The sequence below is a fragment of the Paenibacillus pabuli NBRC 13638 genome (assembly GCF_001514495.1).
Taxonomy (GTDB): domain Bacteria; phylum Bacillota; class Bacilli; order Paenibacillales; family Paenibacillaceae; genus Paenibacillus; species Paenibacillus pabuli.
Genome location: NZ_BCNM01000013.1, coordinates 147,244 through 159,996, shown reverse-complemented (window position 1 = coordinate 159,996; position 12,753 = coordinate 147,244). Strand labels below are relative to the sequence as shown.

9 protein-coding genes are annotated in these 12,753 nt (G+C 47.9%); 8 read left to right on the top strand and 1 reads right to left on the bottom strand.

Going from position 1 to position 12,753, the window contains the following annotated elements; translation table 11 throughout:
• Positions 1–13 precede the first annotated feature (13 nt).
• The 8 genes from PPA03S_RS18495 to ptsP all read left to right on the top strand — a co-directional run bounded on the left by PPA03S_RS18495 (position 14) and on the right by ptsP (position 10,867).
• The gene (locus PPA03S_RS18495) at positions 14–1,612 is read left to right on the top strand and encodes a UDP-glucose--hexose-1-phosphate uridylyltransferase (RefSeq protein WP_062324976.1); all 1,599 of its coding nucleotides are present in this window, start codon (positions 14–16) and stop codon (positions 1,610–1,612) included.
• Between the two features lie 256 nt (positions 1,613–1,868).
• On the top strand, positions 1,869–3,032 hold the full coding sequence (locus PPA03S_RS18490; RefSeq protein ID WP_062324974.1) for an iron-containing alcohol dehydrogenase: 1,164 nt from the start codon (positions 1,869–1,871) through the stop codon (positions 3,030–3,032).
• 263 nt (positions 3,033–3,295) lie between these two features.
• Positions 3,296–3,832, top strand: a complete 537-nt coding sequence (locus PPA03S_RS18485) for an NfeD family membrane protein (RefSeq protein ID WP_062324971.1) — start codon at positions 3,296–3,298, stop codon at positions 3,830–3,832.
• Positions 3,833–3,890: 58 nt separating this feature from the next.
• Complete coding sequence (floT, locus tag PPA03S_RS18480) at positions 3,891–5,444, top strand: flotillin lipid rafts scaffold protein FloT (RefSeq protein WP_062324969.1); 1,554 nt, start codon at positions 3,891–3,893, stop codon at positions 5,442–5,444.
• A gap of 166 nt (positions 5,445–5,610) precedes the next feature.
• Positions 5,611–6,465, top strand: a complete 855-nt coding sequence (gene glcT, locus PPA03S_RS18475; RefSeq protein ID WP_062324967.1) for a glucose PTS transporter transcription antiterminator GlcT — start codon at positions 5,611–5,613, stop codon at positions 6,463–6,465.
• Between the two features lie 289 nt (positions 6,466–6,754).
• Entirely contained in the window at positions 6,755–8,809 is a 2,055-nt protein-coding gene (gene ptsG, locus PPA03S_RS18470) for a glucose-specific PTS transporter subunit IIBC (protein ID WP_062324966.1), read from the top strand.
• 77 nt (positions 8,810–8,886) lie between these two features.
• On the top strand, positions 8,887–9,162 hold the full coding sequence (locus tag PPA03S_RS18465; RefSeq protein ID WP_024633102.1) for an HPr family phosphocarrier protein: 276 nt from the start codon (positions 8,887–8,889) through the stop codon (positions 9,160–9,162).
• Positions 9,155–10,867, top strand: coding sequence for a phosphoenolpyruvate--protein phosphotransferase (ptsP, locus tag PPA03S_RS18460; RefSeq protein ID WP_062324963.1), 1,713 nt, complete (start codon positions 9,155–9,157; stop codon positions 10,865–10,867). The genes PPA03S_RS18465 and ptsP overlap by 8 nt, the downstream gene beginning before the upstream one ends.
• 352 nt (positions 10,868–11,219) lie before the next feature.
• Here the strand turns inward: ptsP and gcvPB are convergent, their stop codons facing one another.
• On the bottom strand, positions 11,220–12,698 hold the full coding sequence (gcvPB, locus tag PPA03S_RS18455; protein WP_062325109.1) for an aminomethyl-transferring glycine dehydrogenase subunit GcvPB: 1,479 nt from the start codon (positions 12,696–12,698) through the stop codon (positions 11,220–11,222).
• Positions 12,699–12,753: the final 55 nt, after the last annotated feature.

Here is a 12,753-nt window from a genome sequence, read left to right as displayed (position 1 = left end):
GGCGAACATCGATATGTCACAGACTCATATTGCAGCAGGTGCCACAGAGCGGACACCGGAGCAGCAGGAAGCACTGCATGCCATTGAACGTCTGGTAGCATTTGCCTTGCACAACAAACTGATTGAAGAAGCAGATCGGGATTACAGCCGTAATCTGCTGCTGGAACAGTTCGGATTCTCCGAGCCTTATGCAGGAGTATTGAATGAGACGGTATTGGACGGACCCCAAACGTTGCTGGATACCCTGATTGATTATGGCTTTGAAATTGGTCTTATCCCTGAAAATACCGATACGTACCGTGATTTGCTTGATGCGAAAATTATGGGGCAATTGATGGCCCGTCCATCCGAGGTGGTGCGCGCATTCCGCTATACGGAGCAGACCGAAGGCATCGAGGCGGCTACGTCTCAATTTTATGAGCTTTCGATTCAATCCAACTACATTCGGATGGACCGTATTTCCAAGAATGTGTACTGGACACAGGATACTGCTTATGGCGATATGGAGATTACGATTAACCTGTCCAAGCCGGAGAAAAGTCCGAAAGAAATCGCGATGGCGAAACTGCTTCCACCTCCGGTGTATCCGAAATGCCAACTCTGTCGTGAAAATGTGGGCTATGCCGGTCGGGTCAACCATCCGGCTCGTCAAAACCTGCGTGTCATTCCATTGGAATTGAACGGCGAGCCGTGGTTCTTCCAATACTCGCCGTATGTGTACTACAACGAGCACTGTATTATTTTCCATCACGATCATGTGCCAATGAAATTGACCAAGGACACCCTGCGCAGGCTCCTGGCCTTCGTCGGGGAGTATCCGCATTACTTTATTGGCTCCAATGCCGATCTGCCGATCGTTGGTGGCTCCATCCTGACTCATGACCATTTCCAGGGTGGACGTCATACCTTTGCCATTCAAAATGCGAAGCCGGAGGCGGTATTCCGCCACGTTGATTCACCGGGACTTACGCTCAGTCTTGTGAAATGGCCAATGTCCGTATTACGCCTGGCATCACATGATCCGGCCGAGTTGCTCGAAGCGGGGAATGCCGTTTATGAAGCGTGGAAGATATACAGCGATTCTACAGTGGAGATCGAGGCGTTCAGTGAGGTTGATGGAGAACAGGTTCCGCATAACACGGTTACTCCAATCGTTCGTCGCAGTGCGGATGGTGGATATGAGATGGACCTTGTGCTCCGGAACAATCGCACGAATGATGAGCATCCCGAAGGGATTTTCCACCCGCACCGTGAAATGCATCATCTGAAGAAAGAGAATATTGGACTCATCGAAGTGATGGGTCTTGCAATTCTGCCAGGTCGATTGAAAGAAGAACTCGACGGCATCGCGGATATTCTCGCTGGAGATACCAAGCTTGCCGAGGCGGCCAAAGCTTCCGAACATGTATTGAACAAACATCTGGGCTGGGCTGTGGAAATGATCGAACGTTTCGGTCCCAACCTCAACAAGGAGCAAGCTGTTGCGCTTGTGCAGCAAGAAGTCGGCTTGAAATTTGCCGAGATTCTGGAGCATGCAGGCGTATATAAATATGATGAGGCAGGACGCCAAGCTTTCCGTCGTTTTGTAAGCAGCATGGGATATACGGAATAAACATGTAACACAGCAAACACCAGCCCGTTACTTGGGCTGGTGTTTTCGTTTGTGTTGACCTGTGAAATGGAAACGGTTCGTAGACCGTAGGGTCGATAAGGAAAACCAGCCTTCCACCAGCGAAATGTTCCGTGCCCACTTGCAAATCAACGGGTTGATATAAAGTGAGTGGCTATCGATTTGTTTTTATATAATCGGGGTACTATAATTGGAGCTGCACTAAAAAATTCTAAACTCCATTGGAGGCGACATAGATATGAGATCATTTCAATTTTACAATCCAACCCGATTGATATTCGGTAAAGGTCAGCTGGAAGCACTGAAAACCGAAGTACCGAAATACGGCAAACGGGTTCTGCTTGTATATGGCGGCGGCAGTATCAAACGCAGCGGTTTGTACGATCAGGTGATCGGCTTGCTCAAGGAAGCCGGAGCTGAAGTTACGGAACTGGCGGGTGTTGAACCGAACCCGCGTCTTTCGACTGTGCATAAAGGCGTAGACCTCTGCAAAACGAACAACATTGACCTCATCCTCGCTGTAGGCGGTGGCAGTGTGCTGGACTGTTCCAAAGCGATTGCTGTGGGTGCCAAATATGATGGCGACATGTGGGACTTTGCTCAGCGCAAAGCCGTTGCACAAGACGCTCTTCCACTCGGTACCGTTTTGACGATGGCTGCAACGGGTTCGGAAATGAACTCGGGTTCGGTGATCACGAACCAGGACACTCAGGAGAAATTGGGCTGGGGTAGCGCGTATTCGTTCCCTGCGTTCTCCATTCTTGATCCGGTAAATACATATACCGTTCCTCTGGACCAAACGGTATACGGTATGGTGGATATGATGTCCCATGTATTGGAGCATTACTTCCACTTGGATGCCAACACACCGGTTCAACTCGGGTTCTGTGAGACAATTTTGCGTACCGTCATGGATGCAGCACCTCGTCTGGTCGAAGATCTCGAGAACTATGAACTGCGTGAAACGATTCTGTACTGCGGAACAATGGCATTGAATGGTGTACTGAACATGGGTCTTGCTGGGGACTGGGCGACACACAACATCGAGCACGCGGTATCCGCTGTGTACGACATTCCACACGGTGGAGGACTGGCGATCCTGTTCCCGCACTGGATGAAACATAACCTGGACGTAAATGTGGATCGTTTCAAACGTCTGGCGATCAATGTGTTCGAAGTGAACCCAGAAGGTAAATCGGACAAACAGATCGCAGAGGAAGGCATTGAAGCGTTGAGCCGGTTCTGGACATCCATTGGGGCACCTAACCGTTTGGCTGACTACGATATCGATGACAGCCAAATCGACGTCATGGCAGACAAAGCGATGCTGTTCGGACCGTTTGGTAACTTCAAAAAACTGCAACGCGAAGATGTCGTATCCATCTATAAAGCTTCGCTCTAACATCAAGTACATTGAGACTTATCATGTCTTGGAACCGCAGGTTTCCTTTCCGGGAAACCTGCGGTTTTTTTTTGCGTGGCATAATCGCACAAGATAAAGAAAAACGAAGCAATAAGTGAAGAATATATTGAAAATAACCATTATCGGGCTGAGAATACATTAGAGGAAAGATTTTGAAACATTTTGGCATTTGCTACGTATTTATTTACATGAGGAATGCCCAGTGAGTATGGAATTGCGGCAGAAGAGAGGAGGAACGGGATATGGAGTCCATCTATTGGGGGTGTCTAATCGGAGGTGCAATATTTGCGGTCGTCAGCCTTGTGCTAGGTGACTTGATTGACGGTTTGCTGGATGGGGCCTTTGAATTGCCGGGCCTTGATTTTTTCAAACCCGTTGTGCTTGCCGGTTCCATTACAACGTTTGGCGGGGCTGGCATTATGCTGACACGTTACAGCTCTATGACTGCCATGTCGGCACTGATACTATCCCTGCTTATAGGTATAGCTGCAGCCATGCTGGTATTCTTTGCTTATATCAAACCGATGCGTAACAGTGATGTCTCCATTGCCTTTTCAATGAAAGAGCTGTCTGGGAAAATTGGTGAGATCACCATTCCGGTGCCGGAAAAAGGGTTTGGTGAAGTCATGATCAAAATTGCTTCCGGTAATACCGTTCACACGGCATCCAGCTTTGAACATCGTCCCATTGCGGTGGGAGCGCGTGTTGTAGTGGTGGATGTAACAGAGGGTGTGCTGCGTGTGTCGGAATGGGATGAAGATGTACTTAAAGATGTTTAAGGTAGTTTAACCGTTAGCAGTGTAAACACTCATGAATGAATAAGGGGAGAGATGTGGAATGGATTTGAATTTGGATTGGGATGTATTGTTGATTCCTGCAGTTGTGGTAGGTGTTATTCTGATTCTGGGTTTAGCTTTCTGGGCAAGGTACAAAACGGTTGGGCCGGATGAAGCGATGATCGTGACGGGTTCATTCCTTGGAAGCAAAAACATTTCCGATGATGACTCAGGACGAAAAATTAAAATTGTTCGTGGAGGCGGCGCATTTATTCTGCCCGTGTTCCAGCAATCGGAGTTCATCTCACTGTTGTCTCATAAGCTGGACGTCTCTACACCGGAAGTATACACGGAACAGGGTGTACCGGTTATTGCCGATGGGGTCGCCATTATCAAGGTCGGAAGCTCTATAGAAGACGTCGCTACCGCAGCCGAACAATTTATCGGTAAGCCTGTGGAATCGTTGCGAGGCGAAGCGCAGGAAGTTCTGGAGGGGCATTTGCGGGCCATCCTCGGAACAATGACGGTAGAAGAAGTATATCGTAACCGCGATCGCTTCGCACAAGAGGTTCAAGGTGTAGCAGCCAGAGATCTGAAAAAAATGGGACTGCAGATTGTCTCGTTTACCATCAAAGATGTTCGTGACAAACAAGGCTATCTGGATGCCCTCGGTAAACCGAGAATAGCGGCCGTCAAGCGTGATGCTGAGATTGCGGAAGCGGAAGCGATGCGGGATGCACGTATTCAGAAGGCCAATGCGGAAGAGCAGGGGCAAAAAGCCGAGCTGCTGCGTGATACGAATATCGCTGAAGCAGCAAAAGAGAAGGAACTGAAAGTAGCGACGTTTAAGCGGGATCAGGATACAGCCAAAGCGGAAGCGGATCAGGCGTACCATATCCACGAAGCACGTGCGAGACAAACCGTGGTGGAAGAAGAGATGAAGGTGGAACTCGTTCGTAAGGAACGTGAGATTGATCTGCAAGAGAAAGAAATTATTGTACGTGAGAAGCAATATGATGCTGAAGTGAAGAAAAAGGCAGAAGCGGATCGTTATGCTGTTGAGCAGGCAGCCGAAGCTGATAGAACAAAAAGAATGCGTGAAGCGGAAGCAGTGCAATATTCCATCGAAACGCATGCGAAGGCTACTGCCGAGCAGAAGCGTCTCGAAGGTCAGGCCATGGCGGATGCAGAGCGTGCCAAAGGTACAGCGGATGCAGAGGTTATTCGTTTGCGGGGTCTGGCGGAAGCAGAAGCGAAGGAAAAACTGGCCGAGGCGTTCCAAAAGTTTGGCGAAGCTGCCGTACTCGATATCATCGTCAAAATGCTGCCTGAACTTGCTGGTAAAATTGCGGAACCGATCTCCGCAATTGATAAGTTGACCGTTGTGGACACAGGTAAGGGTGAGGGCGCGGCCCGTGTAAGCAACTACGTTACCGAACTCATGGCAACGGCTCCAGAGATGCTCAAAAGCGTCTCCGGCATTGATGTGGAGCAATTGATTAAGGGTCTGACCAAGCCCAAAACAACAGTCCCTGTTGCCGTTCAGCAAAGTGAACCTGTAACCACCCCGTCCATAATCGATAAGATTGTGGAAAGAGCTGGCGTTGACGAGTAAGAGATCGTCTCACCATGCACTCATGCTCTATTGACCTTAAGGCGAATTTTTGTTACTTTTTAAGCGAGACGTCCGGCGCGATTTGCCTGCTCCGGATGTCTTTTCGTTTTTACTAGGGTGTGAGTGAATCATGCCTATGATGGTGTGAAAAAAAGAGGTGCAAACATTGAGCAGCCTGCATGTAAACAAAGCGCTAAATAATAATGTAATTATTGCACAGCATCCTGAGCATGGGGAAGTCGTCGTGATTGGTAAAGGTATCGGCTTCAACCGGAAAACCAATGACCTTATTCCACTGATGGCTGTGGAAAAGATGTTCATTTTGAGAAATCAGCAGGAGCAGGAGCAGTACAAACAGCTTCTTCCACAGGTGGATGAGGCGTTGATCGAGATTATTAACGAAGTCATTACGTATATTGCAGAGCGCACGGACGTTCCGCTCAACGAACATATTCATATTGCTTTGACTGATCATATTTCTTTTGCTTTAAAGCGCAAGGAACAGGGAATTGTCATACAGAATCCTTTTTTATATGAGACCCGTGAGATATATCCAGACGAATATCGGATGGGAGAGTACGCTGTTCGACTGATTAAGGAGAAATTGGGTGTGGATTTGGGATTGGACGAGATTGGCTTTATCGCACTCCATATTTATAGTGCGATGACCAATCAGAATATATCTCAAGTGCGTGAACACTCTCAATTAATCACCGATTTGGTGAATCTGGTTTCTGACCAGCTCGACTATTCATTTGAAACGGAATCTCTCGATTACTCCCGTCTGTTGACCCATCTTCGATTTGCCCTTGAGCGTGTACGTCGGGGAGACAAAGTCGAAGAACTTCATAAATTGGATTCTCTGTTGAAGCTGGAATACCCTGAAATGTACTCGCTTGCATGGAAATTGACGAAAGTCATGGAGAAGAGACTGAATCTTCCGGTATATCCTGCCGAGGTGGGGTATCTGACGATTCATTTGCAGCGTCTGAATCAAAGGAAAGAAGAAGACAACAAGTGAAATATTTCCACAGGTGGAATTTCAATTTAAGATTTTTTGTGTAAAGGCTTGCACAGAATTTGAAGTGGTGCTACAATGGTTTCCGTAATCAAGCAACTGAATAAACATAAGCGACGTGTTACTGATTCGATCAGGCATGAGTTATTAGAGTGTGATTGTTCTTACCTTATACAGGGTATGCTATACCCGAAGGTTGGCACAGTTCACTTTATTAATTCATGCCTTTTTTGTTTTTCCCCTTGCTTGCATCACAACATATAATCTTAGACGAAAGGGTGAATACGAAGCGATGTTTAAAAAGCTTTTTGGTGTATTGCAAAGAGTAGGTAAGGCGCTTATGTTGCCGGTCGCGATTCTACCAGCCGCAGGTTTGTTGCTCGGAATTGGCAACATGCTTGTTAATCCAGACTTTTTGCAATATGTAACGGCACTGGATACCCCTTGGGTAAATTCAATTGCCACGATCATGATGAACGCAGGTCAGATTGTATTTGATAATCTGGCATTGCTGTTTGCCGTCGGCGTTGCAGTAGGCCTGGCCGGAGGCGAAGGCGTAGCAGGTCTTGCGGCCATCATCGGTTACCTGGTTATGAATGTTACATTAGGATCTGCGGTAGGTGTTACTCCTGCCATGATCGGCAATGTACCTGGTTATGCCAGCATTCTGGGTATCCCTACATTGAGTACAGGCGTGTTCGGAGGTATTATCATAGGTATTGCCGCCGCGCTATGTTACAATCGATTTTTCAAAATCGAACTGCCGTCTTACCTCGGTTTCTTTGCAGGTAAACGCTTTGTCCCGATTATCACTTCAGTCGTTTCCCTCTTAATCGGGTTACTTCTGGTGATCATCTGGCCTCCGATTCAAAATGGACTGAATGCTATATCTCACTTTATGGTAGATACAAGTCCGACGTTATCGGCGTTCATTTTCGGAGTTGTGGAACGGTCACTGATTCCATTCGGTTTGCATCACATTTTCTACTCCCCATTCTGGTTTGAATTTGGTGAGTATGTGAATAAGGCCGGAGATGTTATTCGCGGTGACCAGAAGATCTTCTTCAGCCAGCTGCGTGATGGCGTTGCTCTCACAGCGGGAACATTCCAAGTCGGTAAATTCCCGTTCATGATGTTCGGTTTGCCAGCAGCGGCGCTTGCGATGTACCATGAAGCAAGACCGGAGCACAAAAAATATGTTGCTGGGATCATGGGTTCAGCAGCGCTAACCTCGTTCCTGACAGGGATTACAGAGCCGCTGGAGTTCTCGTTCCTGTTTGTGGCACCAATTTTGTTTGCAGTACACTGTATCTTTGCAGGTTTGTCTTTCATGACGATGCAAATTCTTGGCGTCAAAATCGGGATGACGTTCTCCGGTGGATTCATTGACTTCCTGATCTTCGGGATCATTCCGAATCGTACACCTTGGTGGGACGTGATTATCGTAGGTTTAATTCTTGCGGTGATCTATTACTTCGGTTTCCGGTTCATTATTCGCAAATTCAATCTCAAAACACCAGGACGTGAAGAGGCTACACCTGAGACAGTATCTGGTGGAAGTTCAGGATCGACAGATGATCTGCCTCACAATATCCTGGCCGCTTTTGGTGGACAGGAGAATATCAAACATCTGGATGCATGTATTACTCGTTTGCGGATTGAAGTGAATGAGAAATCCAATGTAAATAAAGATCGTTTGAAACAATTGGGTGCATCTGGCGTACTGGAAGTGGGTAATAATGTTCAGGCCATCTTCGGTACACGTTCAGATACAATCAAATCGCAGATGCAGGATATCATTGCAGGGCGAACACCGGCACCGACACCAGCTGCCGATGTAAAACCAACTCCTGAAGAGGAGAAAGCACAGGGAGCAGAAGGTGAGCGCATTATTGCTGAAGATATCGTCATGCCAGTAAATGGGGAATTGATGGATATCACAAACGTTCCTGACCCGGTGTTTGCCGAGAAAATGACAGGTGACGGATTCGCAATTCTGCCACATGATGGCACAATAACATCCCCTGTGTATGGTAAAGTGTTTAATGTATTTCCAAGTAAACATGCCGTGGGCATTATGTCTGACGGTGGCAAGGAAGTGCTTGTTCATATAGGTGTCAACACGGTGAAGCTGAAAGGTCAAGGCTTTAACGTGCTTGTACAGGAAGGCGATCTGGTATCGGCTGGACAGCCAATAATGGAAGTGGATCTGGAGTATGTCAAAGCTAACGCTCCTTCGATCATTTCACCAGTCATCTTCACCAACCTGCCAGAAGGTTCAACCGTCACCCTCAAGAAGAGTGGTGTGCTCAAAGTTGGCGATCAGCCAATTATTGAGATAAAATAAGAAGTGTAATCATAATGGCAAGCAAGTGTAAATATATGCAATGCCTAAACCAAACTACTGAAAGTGAGATGATTGTAATGCAACAAACATTCAGAATTACAGACGAAGATGGTATCCACGCACGTCCGGCGACAGCCCTGGTTAATACAGCAAACAAATTTAAAGGTGCAGAATCCTTTGCAGAAGCTAACGGTAAAAAAGTAACATTGAAATCCATCCTGGGTGTTCTCTCCCTTGGTTTGGAACAAGGCGACACCATCAACATCATCGTTGAAGGCGAAGGAGAAGCTGAAGCTCTTCAAGCTTTGACTGATGTTATGGTTAACGAAGGGTTGGGCGAAATTAATGCTTAATGTCTCCGGGATCGCGGCTTCGGCGGGTATTGCTATCGCCAAGGCGTTTATCTTGGAGCATCCCGATTACTCTGTAGAAAAACGCCAAATCAACGACGTTGACGCAGAGATCGCGAAACTCGACTCGGCTCTGGGCAAGTCCCAGGCTGAGCTCGAGGCGATCAAAGAGCGTACTTTACAAGAGCTTGGCGAGAAAAAAGCTGAGATTTTTGCTTCGCATTTGCTCATCCTGAATGACCCGGAACTGATTGATCCGGTAAAAGCGAAAATTGCCGATGATATGGTTAATGCGGAATTCGCATTGAACGAAACTGCAACGCAATTTATCGAAATGTTCGAAAACATGAAGAGTGCTTACCTGCAGGAACGTGCTGCGGATATGCGTGACGTTACCAAACGTGTGCTAAATCACTTGCTTGGTATCGAATTCATGAGTCCAGCTGAGATCAGTGAAGAAGTGATCGTGCTTGCGGAGGATCTGACGCCTTCCGACACGGCTCAACTGAACCGTCAATACGTAAAAGGTTTTGCAACCAATATTGGTGGACGTACTTCTCACTCGGCAATCATGGCTCGTTCGCTTGAAATCCCGGCTGTCGTTGGAACCAAGGACATTCTGGCTCAAGCGAAACAAGGCGATATGATTATCGTTGACGGTCTGGATGGACATGTGCTGGTTAATCCTACAGATGACGTTATTGCTGAATACCGTGCCAAACAGGAACAGTATGATGCACAACGTGCAGAGTGGAGAAAACTGCGTGACGAGCCAACGGTAACGGTGGACAACGTCCATGTAGAACTGGCTGCCAATATTGGCACGCCTAATGATGTTACAGGTGTTCTGGAGAACGGCGGCGAGGCTGTAGGTCTGTACCGTACCGAGTTCCTGTACATGGGCAGAGACAAGCTTCCTTCCGAGGACATTCAGTATAATGCTTACAAAGCGGTACTGGAAAAAATGGAAGGCAAACCTGTTGTTGTTCGTACGCTGGACATTGGTGGAGACAAAGAGCTTCCATATCTGGATCTGCCAAAAGAAATGAATCCATTCCTAGGCTTCCGTGCTATTCGTCTGTGTCTGGACCGTCAGGATATTTTCCGTACACAATTGCGTGCCTTGCTGCGTGCGAGTGTACATGGTAACCTGCGCGTCATGTTCCCAATGATTGCAACACTGGGCGAATTCCGTGAAGCGAAGGCAGTCCTGCTCGAAGAGAAGGAAAAACTGGTAGCTGAAGGTATCGCGGTATCAGACAGCATCCAGCTGGGAATCATGGTCGAAATTCCTTCGACTGCAGTTCTGGCGGATCAGTTTGCCAAGGAAGTTGATTTCTTCAGTATCGGAACGAACGATCTGATTCAATACACGATGGCTGCTGACCGTATGAACGAGCGTGTCTCCTATCTGTACCAACCTTACAACCCTGCCATTTTGCGTTTGGTTAAAATGGTCATCGATGCAGCGCATCGTGAAGGGAAATGGGCTGGCATGTGCGGAGAGATGGCCGGAGACGCAACAGCAATTCCATTGCTGCTCGGTCTCGGACTGGATGAGTTCAGCATGAGCGCAACATCCATTCTGCCAGCTCGCAGTCAGATCACCAAGCTGTCTCGTGCAGATATGCAAGAGCTCGCTGCCAAAGCACTGGATATGCAAACAGCTGAGCAAGTCGTTGAATTGGTTCAAAGCATTCAAGCGTAATGTAATTTTATGGGGTTTCCACCCGATTTTAAGGGTTTCTTTTTCCGATAAAAAAAGCTGCAGTCGTGCAGCCATGTTGCCGACATCTGTTGTTACAGCAGATGTCGGCTTTTTTGCTTTTGAATAGATGTTCTTATTTGGGAGAATCGCATTGAAGATCAAGGAATAGACCTTCACTTGGTGGAAAGTTGGCGCAGGAGCAAACAACAGACGGACGGACGGGACCAATAAAAGAAGACAGAGCAGTAGACACACTTTATACGTCTGCTGCTCTGTCTTTATGATCGACTGTATGGGTTCAAAAAAGGAGTAAAACTGTTATTGAAAATGACGATTCGGTGATAGTCAGGTTTTAACTGCAAGCACAGTTCAGAACAGGCTTACGGGCTGCTGTAGTTTCATCCAGACGGGTAACCGGTGTGCCATAAGGAGCATTGAGTACCAGTTCAGGTGTCTCTTCTGCTTCCTTGGCAATGCGAATCATCGTATCGATGAACCCATCAAGTGTTTCTTTGCTCTCGGTTTCCGTCGGCTCAATCATGATGCATTCCTCCACGTTCAGCGGGAAGTATACGGTTGGCGGGTGATATCCAAAATCAAGCAAACGTTTGGCGACGTCCAGTGTGCGTACACCATACTGCTTCAATCCCCGGCCAGACATCACAAATTCATGTTTGCACACGCCAGGATACGGAATCTCGTAGTAAGGTGCGAGACGGGCCATCATGTAGTTGGCGTTAAGTACCGCACATTCAGATACCCGGCGCAAGCCTTCAGGTCCATAGGTACGAATGTAGGCATAGGCACGCACCAGAATACCGAAGTTGCCGTAATACGCTTTAACCCGGCCAATGGATTGATCGCCTTCGCGATCCAACGCATATATGCCCTCATCATTTTTGATGACCATCGGTTTCGGCAGAAATGGAATCAAGCGGCTCTTCACGCCAACCGGGCCGGCACCAGGTCCACCTCCGCCGTGGGGAGTACTCATTGTTTTATGCAAGTTCAGATGCACCACGTCGAAGCCCATATCGCCAGGCCGGGTGATGCCCATAATGGCATTGGAGTTGGCTCCATCGTAGTACAGCAGGCCGCCTGCCTGGTGCACGATGGAGGCAATCTCCTGAATGTCTTTTTCAAAAAGTCCGAGTGTGTTCGGGTTGGTCAGCATCAGCGCTGCGGTATCCGAACCAACTGCTGCGCGAAGTGCGTCCAGATCTACCAGACCGTCTGCGCGGGATGGTATCGTTACCGTTTCGAAACCTGCTACGGTTGCACTTGCCGGGTTGGTCCCATGAGAAGAGTCAGGAACGATGACTTTTGTACGCTGTTCACCACGACCTTCATGGTAGGCACGGATCATCATGAGCCCGGTCCATTCGCCATGTGCACCAGCAGCAGGTTGCAGCGTAACAGCATCCATGCCCGTCAAGCCTGCAAGGTCATTTTGCAACGTGTAGAGCAGTTCAAGTGCACCCTGAATACTGGATTCATGCTGATATGGATGGATTTTCGCGAATCCGTTATAACGGGCGACATCCTCATTAATCTTCGGATTATATTTCATCGTACAAGAGCCGAGCGGATAGAATCCGTTATCTACCCCGAAATTACGACGAGACAAGGCAGTGTAGTGGCGAATGACATCAACTTCAAAAACCTCAGGCAACGCTGCTGCTTCCGACCGCAGCATTTCCCGGGGAATCAGCGAATCGACAGCTTGCCGGGGAACGTCACATTCTGGCAAGGAATACGCGACCCGACCAGGACTGCTGAGTTCAAAAATCAATGATTGCACCGGTGCTGGAGAGGCAGCTTGGGCAGAGATGTTCGTAACTGTTTCAGTTTGGCCCGAAGTGGAGACTGAGTTTACTGTTTCCGAG

Excerpts from the sequence above, each read along its gene's own strand:
- PPA03S_RS18495 (WP_062324976.1), top strand. The coding sequence starts at position 14 with ATGTCACAGACTCATATTGCAGCAGGTGCCACAGAGCGGACACCGGAG.
- PPA03S_RS18490 (WP_062324974.1), top strand. The coding sequence starts at position 1,869 with ATGAGATCATTTCAATTTTACAATCCAACCCGATTGATATTCGGTAAA.
- PPA03S_RS18485 (WP_062324971.1), top strand. The coding sequence starts at position 3,296 with ATGGAGTCCATCTATTGGGGGTGTCTAATCGGAGGTGCAATATTTGCG.
- floT (WP_062324969.1), top strand. The coding sequence starts at position 3,891 with ATGGATTTGAATTTGGATTGGGATGTATTGTTGATTCCTGCAGTTGTG.
- ptsG (WP_062324966.1), top strand. The coding sequence starts at position 6,755 with ATGTTTAAAAAGCTTTTTGGTGTATTGCAAAGAGTAGGTAAGGCGCTT.
- PPA03S_RS18465 (WP_024633102.1), top strand. The coding sequence starts at position 8,887 with ATGCAACAAACATTCAGAATTACAGACGAAGATGGTATCCACGCACGT.
- ptsP (WP_062324963.1), top strand. The coding sequence starts at position 9,155 with ATGCTTAATGTCTCCGGGATCGCGGCTTCGGCGGGTATTGCTATCGCC.